Annotated in this window: 14 protein-coding genes; all 14 read left to right on the plus strand. The window is 67.1% G+C overall.

Annotated elements, in window-relative coordinates:
* Positions 1-27 precede the first annotated feature (27 nt).
* Positions 28-783: an urea amidolyase associated protein UAAP1 gene (locus PQB87_RS36445; protein ID WP_027792693.1), complete on the plus strand. Its 756-nt coding sequence runs from the start codon at positions 28-30 to the stop codon at positions 781-783.
* Positions 784-794: 11 nt separating this feature from the next.
* Positions 795-1451, plus strand: coding sequence for an urea amidolyase associated protein UAAP2 (locus tag PQB87_RS36450; RefSeq protein ID WP_027792692.1), 657 nt, complete (start codon positions 795-797; stop codon positions 1449-1451).
* Positions 1448-5053 carry an urea carboxylase gene (gene uca, locus PQB87_RS36455; RefSeq protein ID WP_489245104.1) on the plus strand — a complete coding sequence of 1202 codons (3606 nt, stop codon included), beginning with the start codon at positions 1448-1450 and terminating at the stop codon, positions 5051-5053. The genes PQB87_RS36450 and uca overlap by 4 nt, the downstream gene beginning before the upstream one ends.
* The gene (atzF, locus tag PQB87_RS36460; protein WP_174414834.1) at positions 5050-6909 is read left to right on the plus strand and encodes an allophanate hydrolase; all 1860 of its coding nucleotides are present in this window, start codon (positions 5050-5052) and stop codon (positions 6907-6909) included. Before uca ends, atzF begins: the two co-directional genes overlap by 4 nt.
* Before the next feature lie 64 nt (positions 6910-6973).
* Positions 6974-7948, plus strand: a complete 975-nt coding sequence (locus tag PQB87_RS36465; protein ID WP_021158112.1) for an ABC transporter permease — start codon at positions 6974-6976, stop codon at positions 7946-7948.
* 45 nt (positions 7949-7993) lie between these two features.
* Positions 7994-8908: an ABC transporter ATP-binding protein gene (locus PQB87_RS36470; protein WP_048027214.1), complete on the plus strand. Its 915-nt coding sequence runs from the start codon at positions 7994-7996 to the stop codon at positions 8906-8908.
* Between the two features lie 302 nt (positions 8909-9210).
* Complete coding sequence (locus tag PQB87_RS36475; protein WP_489245107.1) at positions 9211-9528, plus strand: hypothetical protein; 318 nt, start codon at positions 9211-9213, stop codon at positions 9526-9528.
* Between the two features lie 765 nt (positions 9529-10293).
* Complete coding sequence (locus PQB87_RS36480; protein ID WP_059688279.1) at positions 10294-11265, plus strand: GlxA family transcriptional regulator; 972 nt, start codon at positions 10294-10296, stop codon at positions 11263-11265.
* A 566-nt stretch (positions 11266-11831) separates the two neighbouring features.
* A complete protein-coding gene (locus PQB87_RS36485) occupies positions 11832-12002 on the plus strand; it encodes a hypothetical protein (protein WP_155632041.1) in 171 nt (56 codons plus the stop codon).
* Between the two features lie 87 nt (positions 12003-12089).
* Positions 12090-13166, plus strand: coding sequence for a sugar transferase (locus PQB87_RS36490; RefSeq protein ID WP_489245109.1), 1077 nt, complete (start codon positions 12090-12092; stop codon positions 13164-13166).
* 183 nt (positions 13167-13349) lie between these two features.
* Positions 13350-14525: a polysaccharide biosynthesis/export family protein gene (locus PQB87_RS36495; RefSeq protein WP_059813363.1), complete on the plus strand. Its 1176-nt coding sequence runs from the start codon at positions 13350-13352 to the stop codon at positions 14523-14525.
* On the plus strand, positions 14522-14956 hold the full coding sequence (locus PQB87_RS36500; protein WP_042973863.1) for a low molecular weight protein-tyrosine-phosphatase: 435 nt from the start codon (positions 14522-14524) through the stop codon (positions 14954-14956). The genes PQB87_RS36495 and PQB87_RS36500 overlap by 4 nt, the downstream gene beginning before the upstream one ends.
* Before the next feature lie 54 nt (positions 14957-15010).
* Complete coding sequence (locus PQB87_RS36505; RefSeq protein WP_060063883.1) at positions 15011-17248, plus strand: polysaccharide biosynthesis tyrosine autokinase; 2238 nt, start codon at positions 15011-15013, stop codon at positions 17246-17248.
* Between the two features lie 63 nt (positions 17249-17311).
* The gene (locus PQB87_RS36510; protein ID WP_489245111.1) at positions 17312-18544 is read left to right on the plus strand and encodes a lipopolysaccharide biosynthesis protein; all 1233 of its coding nucleotides are present in this window, start codon (positions 17312-17314) and stop codon (positions 18542-18544) included.
* Positions 18545-18565: the final 21 nt, after the last annotated feature.

Here is an 18565-nt window from a genome sequence, read left to right on the forward strand (position 1 = left end):
TTTTATCCAACCGACCACGGAGCCGCCATGTCGCCGAGCCCCCAAGCCGTCCTCGCCCCACCACCGCACGTCGCGTGGGAAACGCTGATTCCCGCCGGGACCCACTGGTCCGGCATCCTGCGCCGCGGCCTCGCGCTGCGCATCGTCGATGTCGAGGGCGGTGCGAACCTGTCCGCCGTATTTCATCGCCAGGAAGACCCGCTCGAACGCTACAACATGGCCGATACGCTGAAGGCGCAGCACACCGCGCATCTCACGCGCGGCCATGCGCTGTACACGGACATGGGGCGCGTGATCGCGTCGATCACGGCCGACACGCTCGGCTGGCACGACCCGCTCGGCGGCGTCGGCGACGCGCGCCTGTTCGCACACAAGTACGGCACGACGACGTACCAGGCCGATCGCAACGCGATGATCCGCAACGGCCGCGACAGCCTCGTGCTCGAGCTCGCGAAGTACGGGCTGTCGGCGCGCGACCTCGCCGCGAACGTCAATTTCTTCAGCAAGCTCGAGACGGGGGACGACGGCACGCTCGATTTCGTCCCCGGCCATTCGACGGCCGGCAGTGCCGTCGACCTGCGCTTCGAGATGAACACGCTCGCGGCATTCTCGACCGCGCCGCATCCGCTCGATCCGCGCGCGGACTATGCGCCGAAGCCGGTGAAGCTGATCGCGTACCGCGCGTATCCGGCGGACGCCGCCGCACCCGAAGACGATCCGTGCCGGCGCGCGTGCGCCGAGAACATGCGCGGCTTCACCAACACCGACCGCCTGTTTGCGTAAGGAGCCGCACCATGCCGATCATCGAAAGCCGCCTCGACCCGCGCGACGCGATCCACGACATCACGCTGAACGCGGGCGAACCGTGGCTGCACGACCTGAAGCGCGGGCAGGTCTTCCGCATCCTCGACCTCGAAGGCAACCAGGCCGTCGACACGCTGTTCTACCGGTCGGACGACCCCGAGGAGCGCTACAGCGCACAGGACACGATCCGCGCGCAGCGCAACCTGTACCTGAGCGCCGGCAGCGTGCTGCTGTCGAGCCGGGGCAACGCGATGGCGACGATCGTCGCCGATACGTGCGGGCGTCACGACACGCTCGGCGGCGCATGCGCGGCCGAGAGCAACACGGTGCGCTATGCGCTCGACAAGCGGCACATGCACAACTGCCGCGACAGCTTCCTCAATGCAATCGCGCACTGCACGTGCGGCACGGGCGCGCGGCTCACCAAGCGCGACCTCGTCGGCAACGTCAACTTCTTCATGAACGTACCCGTCACGCCGCTCGGCGGGCTGACGTTCGAGGACGGCATTTCCGCGCCCGGCAAGTACGTCGAGATGCGGGCGGAGATGGACGTCACCGTGCTGATCTCGAACTGCCCGCAGCTGAACAACCCGTGCAACGGCTACAACCCGACGCCCGTGCGTCTCACCGTGTGGGAGGCCGAATGAGATTCGCCAAAGTCCTCGTTGCGAACCGCGGCGAAATCGCGTGCCGCGTGATCCGGACGCTGAAGCGGCTCGGCATTGCGTCGGTCGCGATCTACTCGGACGCCGACCGCGACGCGCGGCACGTGACGCTCGCCGACGAAGCCGTGCGGGTCGGCCCCGCGCCGGCGGCGGAGAGCTACCTGAACGTCGCGGCGATCCTCGCAGCCGCGCGCGAGACCGGCGCACAGGCCGTGCATCCCGGCTACGGCTTCCTGTCCGAGCATGCCGGTTTCGCCGATGCATGCGAAGCGGCCGGCGTGCGCTTCATCGGGCCGCGCGGCGACCAGATGCGCGCGTTCGGCCTCAAGCACACCGCGCGCGCGCTCGCGGCCGCACAGGGTGTCGCGCTGCTGCCGGGCACGGGCCTGCTCGACGATGTGGCGACGGCGCTTGCCGAAGCCGGTGCGATCGGCTATCCGGTGATGCTGAAGAGTACGGCCGGCGGTGGCGGGATCGGCATGTCGTTGTGCCGTGACGCCGCGCAGCTCGAGGCGGCCTTCGAATCCGTGGTGCGGCTCGGCAAGGCGAACTTCGCGCATGCGGGCGTGTATCTCGAGAAATTCGTCGAGCACGCGCGGCATATCGAAGTGCAGGTCTTCGGCGATGGCCGCGGCGGCGCGATCGCGCTCGGCGAACGCGATTGCTCCGTGCAGCGCCGTAACCAGAAGGTGATCGAGGAGACACCCGCGCCGGACCTGACCGATGCCGAGCGCGACACGTTGCACGCGAGCGCGGTGCGGCTCGCCCGCGCGGTCGGCTACGCATCGGCCGGCACGGTCGAGTTCGTGTTCGACGCGAACGCGCGCCGGTTCTATTTCCTGGAAGTGAACACGCGGTTGCAGGTCGAACATTGCGTGACCGAAGCAGTCACCGGCATCGATCTCGTGGAATGGATGATCCTGCAGGCCGAAGGCGACCTGCCGCCGTTCGAGACGCTCGCCGTCGCGCCGCGCGGCGCGAGCATCCAGGTGCGGCTCTATGCGGAAGATCCGCACAAGCAGTTCCAGCCGAGTGCCGGCGTGCTCACGCATGTCGCCTTTCCGGACGACGTGCGCGTCGACGGCTGGATCGACGCGGGCACCGAGGTCAGCGCGCATTACGATCCGTTGCTCGCGAAGCTGATCGTGCGCGGCGATACGCGCCGCGACGCGCTGGCGGCACTGCAGGCCGCGCTGGCGCGGACCGAGCTGTACGGGATCGAAACCAACCTCGACTACCTGCGCGCGATTGCCGGCTCGGACACGTTCGCGCGCGGCGCGCCGACGACGGCGTTCCTGTCGCGCTTCGCATTCGCGCCGCACACGATCGACGTGCTCGACGGCGGCGTGCAGACCACCGTGCAGCAGGCGCCCGGGCGCGTCGGTTACTGGAGCGTCGGCGTGCCGCCGTCCGGTCCGATGGACGATCGCGCGTTCGATCTCGCCAACGCGCTGCTCGGCAACGCACGCGACGCGGCCGGGCTGGAATTCACGATGGTCGGCGCGACGCTGCGCTTCAACACCGCGACGCTGTTCGTGCTCGGCGGTGCGCCGCTCGCGGCAACGCTCGACGGCGAGCCCGCGCCGTTCTGGCAGGTGCTGCGCGCTCGACCGGGCACGGTACTGAAGCTCGGCGGCGTGACGGGCGCGGGCGTGCGCGCGTGCCTGGCCGTGAAAGGCGGGCTGCAGGTGCCCGACTATCTCGGCAGCAAGGCCACCTTCACGCTCGGCCAGTTCGGCGGTCACGCAGGGCGCGCGCTGCGCAAGGGCGACGTGCTGCATCTGCACGCGGACGCGGGGCGCGGCGACGCCGGCGCGACGCTGGCCGAAGACGACATTCCCGCATTGACGCATGCGTGGACGCTCGGTGTGCTGGACGGCCCGCACGGCGCGCCGGATTTCTTCACGCCGGACGACATCGCGATGCTCTACGGCACGCAGTGGACGGTCCACTACAACTCGAGCCGCACCGGCGTCCGGCTGCTCGGGCCGAAACCGCAATGGGCACGCGCGGACGGCGGCGAGGCCGGCCTGCATCCGTCGAACATCCACGACAACGCGTATGCGATCGGCGCGGTCGATTTCACCGGCGACATGCCGGTGATCCTCGGCCCGGACGGGCCGAGCCTCGGCGGCTTCGTGTGCCCGGTGACGGTCGTGCGCGACGAGCTGTGGAAGCTCGGCCAGTTGCGCCCGGGCGATACCGTGCAGTTCGTGCGCGCGGGCGCGTCGGCCGGGAAGCCGGCTGCTGCGATCGCGCAACCGACGCGCGACGTCGCCACTGCTGCCTGCGCCGCGCCCGGCGAATGCGTGCTGCATCGCGACCCGTCGGCCGGCGGCGTCGGCGTCGTCTACCGGCGCTCGGGCGATCGCAACGTGCTGGTCGAATACGGGCCGCTCGTGCTCGACCTGAACCTGCGCTTTCGCGTGCACGCCCTCATGTGCTGGCTCGACGCGCACCGGTTGCCCGGCATGCTCGACCTGACGCCGGGCATCCGCTCGCTTCAGGTGCAGTTCGATGCACGCGTGCTGCCGGTCGATGCGCTGCTCGCGCATCTGCAGACCGCGGAGCGAGAACTCTCCGACGTGGCCGACATGCGCGTGCCGAACCGCATCGTGCACTTGCCGCTGTCGTGGGACGACCCGTCGACGCGCATCGCGATCGAACGCTACATGCAGTCGGTGCGGCCCGATGCGCCGTGGTGCCCGAGCAATATCGAGTTCATCCGGCGGATCAACGGGCTGGCGAGCATCGACGACGTGAAGCGCATCGTGTTCGACGCGCGCTATCTGGTGATGGGGCTCGGCGATGTCTACCTCGGTGCGCCGGTCGCGACGCCGATCGATCCGCGGCACCGGCTCGTGACGACCAAATACAACCCCGCGCGCACCTGGACACCCGAGAACGCGGTCGGCATCGGCGGCGCGTATCTGTGCGTGTACGGCATGGAAGGGCCCGGCGGTTACCAGTTCGTCGGCCGTACCGTCCAGATGTGGAACCGTCGCCGCACCACGCGGGAGTTCGAAGCCGGCAAGCCGTGGCTGCTGCGTTTCTTCGACGAGATCCGCTTCTACGAAGTCAGCGAGGCCGAGCTGGCTGCGCTGCGCGCGGATTTCATCGCGGGCCGCGCGTCGTTGAAGATCGAGGAATCCGTGTTCGACCTGGGCGCGTACAACCGCTTCCTGCGCGACGAGGCGGAGTCGATCGCGACGTTCAAGGCCGCGCAGCAAACCGCGTTCGAAGCCGAGCGCGAGCGGTGGCGGGCGGCCGGGCACGCGGAGTACGTCGGCGAAGCGGAGCAGGGCGACGCGCAGGCGGCGCGGGAAACGGCCGCGCTCGACGATACGCAGCGCGCGATTGCCGCGGACGTGTCGGGCAGCGTGTGGAAGGTGCTGGTCGAACCCGGCGAGCGCGTGACCGAAGGGCAGGTCGTCGCAATCGTCGAATCGATGAAGATGGAGGTGGCGGTGACGGCAATGGAAGACGGCACGATCGAGACCATCGATTGCGCGCCGGGCGCGGCGGTCGTGGCCGGCCAGCGGCTGATGGTGCAGAAGACCGGCGCCGCCGAGGAGGTGGCATGAGCACGACACAACGTTCGCCGCTGCCCGTACCGGGCTCGATCGCCGCGCTGCGCGCGCGCTACGAGGCGGGCACCCTGACGCCGCATGCGCTCGTCGACGCGATCGCCGCGCATTTCGACGCGGGCGATCCGCATCATGCGTGGATCCGGTCGCTGACGCACGCCGAGATGACGACCTACGCCGACGCGCTGGCCGGGCGTGACATCGCGTCGCTGCCGCTCTACGGCGTGCCGTTCGCGATCAAGGACAACATCGACCTCGCCGGCATTCCGACGACGGCGGCCTGTCCGGCCTATGCGTACACGCCGGATCGCAGCGCGCCCGTCGTCGAGCGATTGATCGCGGCCGGCGCGATTCCGGTCGGCAAGACCAATCTCGACCAGTTCGCGACCGGGCTGTCGGGGCAGCGCTCGCCCTACGGCGCGTGCCGCAATGCGCTCGATCCGCGCTACGCGTCGGGCGGATCGAGTTCCGGGTCGGCGGTGGCGGTCGCGCTCGGCGTCGCGGCGTTCTCGCTGGGGACCGACACGGCCGGTTCCGGGCGCGTGCCGGCGGCGTTTCACGGGCTCGTCGGACTCAAGCCGACCCGCGGCGTGCTGAGTACGCTCGGCGTCGTGCCGGCTTGCCGGTCGCTCGATTGCGTGTCGGTGTTCGCGCACTCGCCGGACGACGCACGGTCGGTGTTCGCCGTCGCGCAGGGCGTGACCGAAGGCGATCCTTACGGACGCGCATGGCAGCCGCTGCCGGATGTCGACCGGGTGCGTTCGCTCGGCCAGTCGGGTTTCGGCGTACCGCGTGCCGATCAGCTCGAATTCTTCGGCGACGAATCGTATCGCGCGGCCTGGGAAGCGGCGCTCGAACGCCTGCGGGCGACGGGCGCGCGGATCGTCGAGATCGATTTCAGCCCGTTCCTGGCCGCCGCGCGGCTGCTCTACGAGGGCCCGTGGGTTGCCGAGCGGCTTGCCGCGCTCGGCGCATTCGCCGCGCGGGAGCCCGATGCGCTCCATCCGGTGATTCGCACGATCGTCGGCGGCGCGTCGCGCTTCAGCGCGGCCGACGCGTTCGCCGCGTTCGACCGGCTCGCGACGCTGCGCGTCGAGGCGGGCCGCGCATGGGCCGGGCTCGACGCGATCGTGATGCCGACCTCGGCCACGACCGCGACCGTGGACGCGCTCGAAGCCGATCCGATCGGCATCAATTCGCGCTTCGGCTACTACACGAACTTCGTCAACCTGCTCGACCTGTCGGCGATCGCGGTGCCTGCCGGCGTCTGCAGGACCGGGGCGCACGCGGGGTTGCCGTTCGGGATCACGTTCGTCGGCCGCGCGCACGACGATGCGCGGCTGCTCGATCTCGCGCAGGCGTGGGGCGACGGCGATCAGGCTGTCCGTGAGGCTGGGGGCACCGCAACGGCGGATGCGGCGCCGACGGAAGCCACCGGCGTCGTGCGCGTGGCCGTCGTCGGTGCGCATCTGCGAGGCGAGCCGTTGAACGGGCAGCTCACGCAGCGACACGCGCGTTTCGTCGCGGCGACGACGACGGCCGCCACGTACCGTCTCTACGCGCTGTCCGGCGCGGCATCCGGCGGCAGCGTCGCCAAGCCGGGGCTCGTGCGCGTGCCGGACGGCGGTGCGCCGATCGCGGTCGAGATCTGGGAGATGCCGGTCGACGCTTACGGCAGCTTCGTCGCGGGCATTGCGGCGCCGCTCGGCATCGGCACGCTGACGCTCGCCGACGGGTCGCGCGTGCAGGGCTTCCTGTGCGAAAGCGCGGCGCTCGACGAGGCCACGGACATCACGCGCTTCGGCGGCTGGCGGGCGTATCGCGCCCACGCCGCGAACAGCGCCTCGCAATGAACGTCCGGTCGCGCGATGCCACGGGCGCTGCGCGACCGGCACCCGAAACGATACGGAGATCCCCATGTCAATGACCCGCAACACGACCGGATGGCTGGCCGTGCGCCGCGAACTGACGACGCGCGGCAAATGGACGCTCGGCCTGGCGTCCTTCCTGCTGCCGTTCGCCGTCTGGTGCCTGATCAGCTATGTGCCGTTCGTCTGGCATCCGCAGATGCGCATCACGAATCCGGGAAGCGTCGACTATTTCCAGACCGGCATGCAGATCGATCGTGAAGTCTTCGACGACGAGCTCGCGCATGCACGGGAGATGCATACGGCGGTGCCGGAGGGCGTGCGCGCGAATCCGGTCTACCTGCCCGCGCCGCACCAGGTGTTGCGCGCGTTCTACACCGCATTCACGACACCGCCCGCATCCCGCGACGGCGTATGGCTGCACGAGAGCCTGTGGCACAGCATCCGGATCATTTTCTGGGGCTTCGTGATCTCGTCCGCGATCGGTGTGCCGCTCGGCATCGTCTGCGGCACCTTCAGCGCGCTCGCGAGACTTCAGGAGCCGTTCCTGGAGTTCTTCCGCTACCTGCCCGCGCCGGCGTTCGGCGCGCTGATGGTCGCGATTCTGGGCATCTACGACGCACCGAAGATTGCGATCATCGTGATCGGGACGCTGTTCCAGCAGGTGCTGATCATCGCGAACACGACACGCAAGCTCGAATACGGGTTGTTCGAGGCCGCGATGACGCTCGGCACGAAGAAGCTCAAGCTGCTCACCCACGTCGTGATTCCCGGTGTGCTGCCGGACCTGTATCGCGACCAGCGGATCCTGCTCGGGTGGGCGTGGACTTACCTGATCGTTGCCGAACTCGTCGGCACCAGTTCGGGCATCACGTGGTACATCAGCCAGCAGGCGCGCTACCAGCATTTCGACAACGTGTATGCGGCGATCCTGATGATCGGGGTCATCGGCCTCGGGACCGACATCGTGCTCGGGGTGCTCGGCCGCAAGCTGTTTCCGTGGGACCGCACGCTGAAAGCGTGATGCCCTTCGATTCGCAACCGTCAACCGATTTCCGCAGAGGGCATCATGCAGAATCCGCAAGCCGTTCCCGAGTACCTGATGCAGTCCGACGCGGTGCGCGAGCGCTTCGCACGGCTGAAAACCCGCGACGTGATACTCGACGTGCGCCACGTCGGCAAGCGCTTCGCGACGCCGCAGGGCGAGTGCGTCGCGCTCGACGACATCAGCTTCCGTACGCACCGCCGCGAATTCGTGTGCGTGATCGGCCCGTCCGGTTGCGGCAAGTCGACGCTGATCCGCATCCTGGCGGGGCTCGAAGCGCAGACAAGCGGCGACGTGTTGCTGGACGGCAAGCCCGTGCAGGGGCCGGGCGCCGATCGCGGGATGGTGTTCCAGGGCTACACGCTGTTTCCGTGGCTCACCGTGAAGAAGAACGTGATGTTCGGTCTCCGGATGAACGGGAGCAGCAGCGGCGAGGCCGAACGCGAAGCGCTGCAGTGGCTCGATCTCGTCGGGCTGACGCGTTTCGCCGACGTGTATCCGCACCAGTTGTCCGGCGGGATGAAGCAGCGCGTGGCGATCGCCCGTGCGCTGGCGAACCGCCCGCGCATCCTGCTGATGGACGAGCCGTTCGGTGCGCTCGACGCGCAGACGCGTGCGCGGATGCAGACGCATCTGCTCGACATCTGGCGCAATATCGACGTGACGATCCTGTTCATCACGCACGATCTCGACGAGGCGATTTTCCTGGCGGATCGCATTCTCGTCCTCAAGGCGAATCCGGGAGCGGTGCAGGAACTGATCGAGGTGCCGGTGCCACGGCCGCGCGATTATTCGCAGGTCAATTCGCCGGCGTTCGTCGCGACGAAGGCGCGGCTCGAAGCGCTGATTCATCCGAAGGAGGCCGTGCCTGCCGATGACGACGACGGCGTGAAACCGCACATGATCCGGATGACGGACGTGTCGGACAACGTCGAGTAGACCGGGACGGGGAACGGCCGGGCGATCGGCACGGGCGCGGTCGGGCGCGCGGTGTTCGGGCTCCGTCCACGTTGGTAGTCGTAGCCGCCGGCCCAGGGCCGACGCGTCTGGTCTCGGCCGCCCGCGTCGCGGCCAGGACCCTGATCGAGCCGTACCTTGAGGCGTTCGGCACGCGCTTTCCCGCACTCGGCCTCGAACCATCGCGGCCTCGCGCATGTCGCCGCTTGCGGATTCGGCTCCGGGCGCCAAACGCGTGCTTTTCGGCCCCGGTTGTCAACCGGGGGCCATGACCTGAGTCGCGCTTGCCGACGAGCATCGAGCGACATGGCGGCGGGATCGTTCGCCGCATGACCGATTTCCGCGAGTCGGGCATCGACCGTGCCGATGCCGATCCGCGGGCCGATACAGTCGAATGCGTATCGGATTGCGCCGCGTGCGCTACCGTTACCGTCGAAACCCATCCGGACGCAACGCCGCGTACTTTACCTTTCTCCTGCGACATCGATATGTCGAATATCGCGTCGGCGCGACATTGCCGCACCAATGTCGTGCATTCATCAGTGGATAGATCCGGATTGAAAGGAAACGTTTGCATGGCACCATATCGAAATATTCGGTAACTGCACCGATATTCGATTGCCGATTCAGCGCGGGATACTGCACGAATTTCCAATGAAATCGGATGCATAATTCCGCGGCGAACGTTTGCGTGACACCGAAGCGAATTCGAATCGCATGCCGCGCCGCCAATGCGCGTTCGGCAATTGCCGATCAGCGCTCACGCAATTACATCGATTGCCGTCTGCATTACACCCGGAGCCGGTGCGCGCGACATCGATTTGAACGTGTCGCCCACGTGTATTGCGACTCTGTCAGTTGACGATGGCTAGATCCGAATGCGGGCCGTACTCGGCGGCCCGCGGTCGAAGCGGAGGCCACGCCGTCCACGCGCGGTCGTCGAAACATCTCCCCTCATCCTGATCTGCCGGCCGCCATGTGTCATGCATCGGACGGCCCGAATTCCGTCGCAATTAGCCAGAACTGACGAGGTATCCCGATATCCCGATCGATATCCGCTGTCGATGACTTGCGTCAATTTTTTATCGATTTTTGCGAATGAATTCACATCCGATTCGACCATTGTCAATAAATAGGGGCGCATCACGGGCTTGATTGATTCCGACAACAACACGGCGGAAACGGACATTGATAAATCGGCTAACAATCACAGCCGCATATGATGCGGCGCAGAAATCAAGAAATGTAAGCAATTGTTAAAGGGCCGCAAGATGCAAACAGTATCGAATCATTCGTCGGCGGGGTTAAGCGTGAATCGTGGTAGAGGCCCCGGAACCGGGCATCAACGGGCAAGCGTGATCGTACTGTTGCTCGAGGGTTTTTCGATTATGCAGATGGGCAAGCTGGCAGCGGTTTTCGAACTCGCCAATCAGCTCGGTCGAGCCGACGGCGTATTCGCCGACCACTACGAATTGCGGCTTTATTCGATCCATGGCGGCCCGGTTCGTTCGTCGTCGGGTGTGGGGATCTGGACGGATGCCACCCGCATGCTCGAGGCAAGCACGGTTCACGCGATGTTCGTCCTGAGCGGAGAGGGCGGGATCGACGCCCTCGACGAGCAATTGATCGCGTGGCTCAGGCATGCGCATCAGCGTGCGCGCGTCGTCAGGGGCAGCGGTGGCGGCCGGAAGCTGTTGACGCAGATTCACCTGGCGCAAAAGGAGGTCGAGAAGGTGTTGCCGGCGGCGGACGACGGCGGCGCCGCGCACGCCGGACGCGACGACGTCGAATGCACCGGTGACGAAGACGACGGGCCGTTCTCGGATGCGTTGTCGATCGTGCGCGTCGACATGGGCTACGAAATCGCGCAGGAAATCGTGGCGTGCATGGTGTCCGGTGCGAATCGCAAGCTGACCGACGTGCTGTTCGGCGCACGTGTCGCGCGCGCCAGCACCTTGATCCGGCGCGCGGCACATCACCTGCGCGTCAACAGCGAGAACCGGATCTCCATCGCGGACGAGGCGCAGGCCGCCGCGATGAGCGAGCGCAATTTCCTGCGGCGCTTCAAGAACGAGATTGGTGTGACGCCAACCGAGTTCGTGCTGAGAATCCGCCTCGAAAAGGCCTGCCGCATGCTGATCGAGACGGATCTTCCGGCCGACAAGGTCGCGAGACGAACCGGCCTTGGCAGTGGCGACCGGATGGCCAAGCTGTTTCGCCAGCACTTGCAGACTTCACCGACCGAATACCGGGCCGCCGCGCGAAAAGGCGGCGACGCTTCGGCGGAAATGCTGTATGCGTCGGACCTGAGCAGCTGGATGAACAACACGGCATCGTAGTCACGAGCGCGTCGTTCGTTACTCGAAGGCGATACGTGAATTCATCGTGCCGAGAGTCATGAATATCCGGATAAACGGGATTTCGACCGAATGACGGGGCGCTCGATTCGTATCGAAAAAATCGGATATCCGTCGATCGCAGTGCAACAAAGGTGGATTCGGCCACAATCGTGGCGCCGTCCGACAGCAGCCGCCCGAAATGCGTACCCGCTCGATTAAGTTATCGACTGGACTTTCGAGGAGGCGGCACCCCGGCACTCCTCGGAATTTTGCCTGCCGTGTCTTCGTGAGCGCACTGTGCAGGCCTTTTTATTCCTCGAGCCAGTATTCGCGCGGTTGGTATCCGCCGATGCTCGCTCGCACGTTCCGTGCGGCATTCGGCGATGAAATCGCGACCTGCCGTGCCGGGTGACACCGGCAAGATGAATCAATGCAGTGGCTTGAAACGGCGTGTCGCCATCGCGATCCGGATTCGAGAATCCATAAAAAAATCGCGCGTCATTCCGCATGGAACGTTATCTGCCAAATCGTGAAATCGATCGAATAAATCCGGCACGGAATCACCCTTGATTCCATCCGCCATCAACAAGGCGAATTCGGACGCAGGCGATAAAAGCGCGAGTCGCGATGAATATGATGCACTGCGGCAACACGGAAGTGACGGCATGCCGACGGGCAAACGGATGGGCACGCTGACCGGCACGCGCACTGCAGCGTGCCGCGGCATGGCCGAATGACCGCCTCGGGCGACATTGAATGACAGGCGTGCAGTGCCGGTGCGCAACGCGGACGGGTGCTGAATGACAAATTAGGAGTTCATACCGATGAATTCGTTGATCAATCGAGCGACCGATATCGGGCTGATCGTGCTGGGCGCGTTCATTCCCGCATTGATCGGCGCCACCGGCGGCGCGCGCGGGACGCTGTTCGACGGCGCACTCGTCGCGTTTGCCGCCGCGCTGGCCTTGTCGGTATTTCCCGCCTGCGGCATCTACGAGACGGCGCGCACGCGTTCGGCGCTCCACGTGCTCGGCCGTACCGTGCTCGCGTGGATCGTCGTGCAGGGCATGAGCACGGCGCTCCTGTACATGCTGCACCGTGCGCACGTGCTGTCGAGCGAGTGGTTCGTGTGCTGGACGCTTGCCAGCGGGATCGGTCTGATCGTGTTCCGCGCGCTGACGCTCGCGATCTTCGGAATGATCGAGCGTGCCGGCGATCAGGTGCGTGCGGCAGCCATCGCGCACGCCGACCTGCGCGGCCAGCGCGAGATCGGCCACCGGGCGGCCGGGCGCGTGAAGCGCATGGTCAAGCGCGGCTTCGATCTGGTCGGCGCGTCGTTGCTGCTCCTCCTGCTGGCGCCGGTATTGCTGGGTATCGCGTGGACCGTGCGGCGCGACGGCGGCCCGGCGATCTTCGGGCACGAGCGCGTCGGCCGCAACGGCCGGCGGTTCAAGTGCCTGAAATTCCGCTCGATGGTGACGAACGCCGATGCGGTGCTCAAGGCGCTGCTCGAGCGCGATGCCGACGCCCGCGCGGAATGGGATCGCGAATTCAAGCTGAAGAACGATGTCCGCATTACGCCGATCGGCCGCCTGCTCCGCAAGACGAGCCTCGACGAACTGCCGCAGCTGCTGAACGTGCTGAAGGGCGACATGAGCCTGGTCGGGCCGCGCCCGATCGTCGAGGCCGAACTCGAACGCTACGGCACCGACGTGCGCTACTACCTGATGGCGAAACCGGGCATGACCGGACTCTGGCAGGTCAGCGGCCGCAACGACACCGACTATTCGACGCGCGTGTCGCTCGACGTGTACTACGTGCGCGAATGGTCGCTGCGCCGCGACATCGGAATCCTGTTCCGGACGATCAACGTGGTGGTGCGCGGTTCGGGTGCGTATTAGCCGCTGCCGCGCGCACGTCGCGAAGGATATGCGGCGGCGGAGCGTGACGGCAGCGGGCGCGGCGGGGTTCGGCAGTGAGCAGTGGCGGCAGGCATGTCCGGTCTCGACAGGGGTGCTGTACTCGCGCGCGACACGACGCGGGGCGACCGGTGCAATTTCAAATTAAAAGAGTGCGAGGTTGTAATGCAGAGGTTGCGTCAAATGGAGTCGGCGCGCGCGATCGCGCCGCACCGACCAATGCGCGTCGGTTCGCTCGTGATGATCCTGCCGCTGTGTGCGTTGCTGGGCGCATGCGGCATCGCGCCGGGCATGCGCATGCAGCAGCCGGCGTCGATTCCGCTGCAAGGCGGTGCGACACCGGCCGAGAGCGCCGCGCTGCCGGTGCCGGTCACGAACATCGACCTGTCGCTGATCCGGCGCATGCGCGACACCGAACGCAGTACGCGCGGCGAAGCGCGCGATATCGTCGCGTCGCCGGATGCGTACACGATCGGGCGCGGCGACGTGCTGCAGATCACCGTCTGGGATCATCCCGAACTCGCGGCGGCGCTCGGCGCGCCGGCGCAGGCCGCGCCGCGCGCGGCGGATGCGCCGCCGGGTTTCGTCGTCGACCAGGACGGCACGCTGCAGTTTCCGTTCGCGGGGCGCCTGCCGGTGGCCGGGCTGACGGCCGAGCAGGTTCAGACGCAGCTCACGCGGCGTCTCGACAGGACATTCAGGAATCCGCAGGTCACGGTGCGCATCGCGTCGTTCCGCGCGAAGCAGGTGTATATCGAGGGCGAGGTGCATACGCCGGGCTCGCAGCCCGTGAACGACATCCCGATGACGCTGTACGACGCGATCGGGCGGGCCGGCGGTTTTGCGGCATCCGCCGACCAGAGCCGCATCGTGCTGGTGCGCGACGGCGTCGAACGCCGGATCGACCTGACCGAGATGGCCGAGCAGGGGCGCAACCCGTCGAAGATCGTGCTGCGCAACGGCGATCTCGTGCGTGTGCTGCCGCGCGACGAGAGCGGGGTGTTCGTGATGGGCGAGGTCAACAAGCCCGTGACGGCGTTGCCGATGCGCAATGGCCGGCTGACGCTGAGCGAGGCGATCTCGCAGGCCGGCAGCCTGAACGCGAACACGGCCGATGCGGCGCAGCTCTACGTGGTGCGCGGGATGCAGGACGAGCAGCCGCAGGTCTATCACCTCGATGCGCGCTCGCCGGTCGCGATGGTGCTGGCGAACCAGTTCCAGCTGAAGCCGAAGGATGTCGTGTACGTCGACGGCAACGGGCTCGTCCGCTTCAGCCGCGTGCTCAGCCTGTTGCTGCCGGCCATCAACGCCGGCCTGACCGCGGCAATCGCGACCAAATGATGGAATCGATCCTGATCGTCTGCGAGGGCAACATCTGCCGCAGCCCGATGGCCGAGGCGATGCTGCGTCACGCGATGCCCGGGCGTCGCGTCGCGTCCGCCGGCCTGAACGCACTGGTCGGCCTGCCGGCCGCGCCGTATGCGCAGGACGTCATGCGGATGCGCGGCTTCGACGTGTCGACGCATCGCGCGCAGCAGATCGGCCGCTCGCTGTGTACCGATGCCGACCTGATCCTCGTGATGGACCGTCGCCAGCGCACGTCGCTCGAGAACCAGTTCCCGTTCGTGCGGGGGCGCGTGTTCCGTCTCGGCGAGTACACGGATTTCGACGTGCACGACCCTTACCGCCAGCCGCGATTCGTGTTCGAACGCTGCGCGCGACTGATCGAGCTCGGCGTGTCCGAGTGGTCGAAGCGCCTGCGTATCGTCTGACGCGGCCACAGGTCGATGCCCCACTGGAACCCCATACGCCTCCCCATCGTTGCCATGACCCAACCCTCCGCCCCGCCGCAGCACGCCGCCGAAGACGGCAGCGAGACCGATTTCGTCGCGGTGCTCGACATCCTGCTGGAAAGCCGCTGGCTGATCGCGATCATCACGTGCGTGCTGCTGGCCGCCGGCCTCGCGTACGCGATGCTCGGCAAGCCCGTGTTCGAAGCCAACATCATGGTCCAGGTCGAGGACAGCCCGGACACGTCGGCCGCCAAGTCGTTGCTCGGCGACGTATCCGCGCTGTTCGACGTGAAGTCGTCGGCCGCCGCCGAGCAGCAGATCCTCGCGTCGCGCCTCGTCGTCGAGCGCGCGGTCGACAAGCTCAACCTGTTCATCGACGCCGGGCCGAAGCGTTTTCCGTTGATCGGCGACTGGATCTCACGCCATGCCGACGGCCTGTCCGACCCCGGCCTGGCCGGCTTCGGCGGCTACGCTTGGGGCCGCGAACGGATCGACGTGGCCCGCTTCGACGTGCCGCGCAAGAACGAAGGCGATGCGTTCACGCTGACGAGCCTCGGCGGCAAGCGCTATCGGCTCGACGGCGGCGATTTCAATGCGCCGGTCGAGGGCACGGTCGGCACGCTCGAGCATTTCAGCTCGCCGCGCGGCCCGGTCACGCTGCTGGTCGCGTCGATCGCCGCGAAGCCCGGCGCCGCGTTCGTGCTGGTGCGCAACTCGCGTCTGAAGACGATCGAGGACATCCGCGACCGCCTCAACGTGCAGGAGCGCGTGAAGCAATCGGACGTCGTCGTCGCCAGCCTGCAGGACACCGATCCGAAATGGGTCAGCGACACGATGAACGAGATCGGCCGCCAGTACGTGCGGCAGAACATCGAACGGAAGTCGGCGGAAGCCGCGCAGTCGCTCGAGTTTCTCAGCGGGCAACTGCCGCAGCTCAAGCAGCAGCTGACCGATTCCGAAGCGCGCCTGACGAAGCTGCGCAACGAGCACGGCACGGTCGACCTCACCGAGGAGGCGAAGCTCGCGCTGGCCCAGACCGCTGACGCGAAGACACGCCTGCTCGAGTTGCAGCAGAAGCGCCAGGAACTGATGTCGCGCTTCACCGAGCGGCATCCGAGCGTCGCGGTGATCGACGAGCAGATCGCCGCGCTGAACGGTTACCGGAATACGGCCGAGCAACAGATCAGGCGCCTGCCGGACCTGCAGCAGGATACCGTGCGGCTGATGCTCGACGTGAGGGTCAACACCGACCTCTACACGGCGTTGCTGAACAACATGCAGCAATTGCAGCTCGTGCAGGCCGGCAAGACCGGCAACGTGCGCCTCGTCGACACCGCGGCGGTGCCGGAAGTGGCGGTGCGGCCGAAGAAGGCGCTCGTCGCGCTGGCATCGCTGCTGCTCGGTTTGCTCGCCGGCTGCGGCACCGCGATCGCCCGCTCGATGCTGTTCCATGGCATCTCCGATCACAACGAGATCGAGCGCCGCCTCGGCCTCGCGGTGTACGCGACGGTGCCGATCAGCGACCATCAGCGCGACCTGGCCGAGGAGGCCGCGCGCAAGAGCGGCCACAAGTCGATCCTGTCGATCGACTTCCCGAACGAGCCGGCCGTCGAGTGCCTGCGCAGCCTGCGCACCGCGTTGCAGTTCGCGATGCTCGAGGCGAAGAACAACATCGTGCTGATCGCCGGCCCCGCGCCGGGCGTCGGCAAGACCTTCCTGTCGTCGAACCTCGCGGTCGTGATGGCGAGCGCCGGCAAGCGCGTGCTGCTGATCGACGGCGACATCCGCAAGGGCCGGCTGCACGACTATCTCGGCTTTCCGCGCGGGCGCGGCTTCACGGAGCTGATCGCCGGCAGCGCGCGCGTGGAGGACGTGATTCATCGCGAGGTGGTCGACGGTCTCGACTTCATCTCGACCGGGACGATGCCGAAGAATCCCGCGGAGCTGCTGCTGAACCGCAATCTCGCGGCGCTGGTCGACGAGCTGTCGTCGCGCTACGACATCGTCGTGATCGACTCGGCGCCGGTGCTCGCCGTGCCCGATACCGGCATTCTCGGCGCGGTCGCCGGCACCGCGCTGCTCGTCACGATGGCGGGCAGGACGAAGCTCGGCGAGATCGCCGAATCCGCGAAGCGCTTCGCGCAGAACGGCGTCCGCCTGAGCGGCGTCATCTTCAACGGCGTCAACCCGCGGCTCGGGCAGTACGGGTACGGGTCGAAGTACGGCGGTTACCGCTACGTCGCGTACGAATACGGGGCGCAGGATGCGTGACGCGCACCACGCCGCCGGCGGCCCGACCCGCGTATCCGGCCGCGCACCGCGCACGGAGGCGAGATGATCAATCCACGGGATTCGATCGTGTCGCTCGCCGGCGTCGTGGTCGGCCAGATCGCGCTGTTCGCCTGCATCTTCGTGATCGGACGGCGCTTCGGGCCCGAATCGCTCGGCCATTTCAACTATCTGCTCGCGCTCGCGACCTTCGTCGGCACGCTGCTCGCGTTCCGTTACGAACTCGCGTGCGTCGACGACGCGCCGGGCGAGTCGTTCAACGCGTTCGTCAACGTGACGGCGCTGAGCCTGGTCGTGACCGCGGTGTTCGGTTTCGTGATCGCCGTCGCCGGGCGCGGGGATCTTCGTCTCGTCGCCGTCTATGCGCTGGCCACGTTCGTGCAGCTGGCCGCCGGGTCCTACCTGAACAGCCTCCGGCGCTACGGCTGGATCGCGCTGTCGCGCGTGGTGGTCAACGGCCTGTTCCTCGCGGGCCTCGTGCTGTCGCTCGCCTGTTCCACGTGCGGACGCGTCGACGTGTTCGCGCTGTACGCGTGGGTGACCGCGGCGGTGTCGATCGTGATGGTCGCGACGATCCTGTATTCAGGCTATCGCGCCGGGTACGCGTTCAGGCTGTCGCGCGCTTTCTTCGTCAGGAACCGCCGTTTCGCGCTGTATATCCTGCCGTCGACGCTGTGCGCGTCGGTGCTGACCTACGCGCTGTCGATCGCGATTCCGCACTGGTTCGATGCGCAGAGCGCCGGCTACTTCGCGGCCGCGTACCGGCTCGGTTTCTTTCCGGTGTCGCTGATCGCACAGAGCGTCGGCGGCGTGTTCCGCCGCGACGCGATCGGAGCGATGGCGCGTCCGGACGCGGGCACGACGGTGCCGCGCGTGTACCGGACCTACGCCCGCGCGCTCGCGGCGCTCGCGGTCGTGTACATGGCCGGCGGGCTGCTGCTGTTCGCGCCGCTCGTGAACCAGTTCTTCGGCGCAAGCTGGCGCGGCTCGGTGGGGTTCTATCACAGCCTGATGCCGTTGTTCGCGCTGCAGCTGATCTACGTGCCGCTGTCGCAGATCTTCCTCGCGACGCGCGCGCAGCGCATCGATTTCCTGTTTCAGCTGACCTGCGGCGTGTGCCTGGCCGGTGCGCTGGGCGTCTCACGGCTGATGAACCTGTCGGCCCCGGCGAGCGTGCAGGTTTTTTCGCTGACCGGCGCGGCGCTGATGGCGGCCGGCATCGCGCTCACGTACCGGGTCCTCGACACGAACCTGTCCCGATCCCGCGCGCTGGCGTGAGATTTCCGCAACGACGAACGA

It is taken from the genome of Burkholderia sp. KL41 (assembly GCF_057005415.2).

Coding starts and splice junctions, on each gene's coding strand:
- PQB87_RS36490 (WP_489245109.1), top strand. CDS start 12,090: ATGAATTCGTTGATCAATCGAGCGACCGATATCGGGCTGATCGTGCTG.
- uca (WP_489245104.1), top strand. CDS start 1,448: ATGAGATTCGCCAAAGTCCTCGTTGCGAACCGCGGCGAAATCGCGTGC.
- PQB87_RS36450 (WP_027792692.1), top strand. CDS start 795: ATGCCGATCATCGAAAGCCGCCTCGACCCGCGCGACGCGATCCACGAC.
- PQB87_RS36445 (WP_027792693.1), top strand. CDS start 28: ATGTCGCCGAGCCCCCAAGCCGTCCTCGCCCCACCACCGCACGTCGCG.
- atzF (WP_174414834.1), top strand. CDS start 5,050: ATGAGCACGACACAACGTTCGCCGCTGCCCGTACCGGGCTCGATCGCC.
- PQB87_RS36510 (WP_489245111.1), top strand. CDS start 17,312: ATGATCAATCCACGGGATTCGATCGTGTCGCTCGCCGGCGTCGTGGTC.
- PQB87_RS36495 (WP_059813363.1), top strand. CDS start 13,350: ATGCAGAGGTTGCGTCAAATGGAGTCGGCGCGCGCGATCGCGCCGCAC.
- PQB87_RS36465 (WP_021158112.1), top strand. CDS start 6,974: ATGTCAATGACCCGCAACACGACCGGATGGCTGGCCGTGCGCCGCGAA.
- PQB87_RS36505 (WP_060063883.1), top strand. CDS start 15,011: ATGACCCAACCCTCCGCCCCGCCGCAGCACGCCGCCGAAGACGGCAGC.
- PQB87_RS36470 (WP_048027214.1), top strand. CDS start 7,994: ATGCAGAATCCGCAAGCCGTTCCCGAGTACCTGATGCAGTCCGACGCG.
- PQB87_RS36500 (WP_042973863.1), top strand. CDS start 14,522: ATGATGGAATCGATCCTGATCGTCTGCGAGGGCAACATCTGCCGCAGC.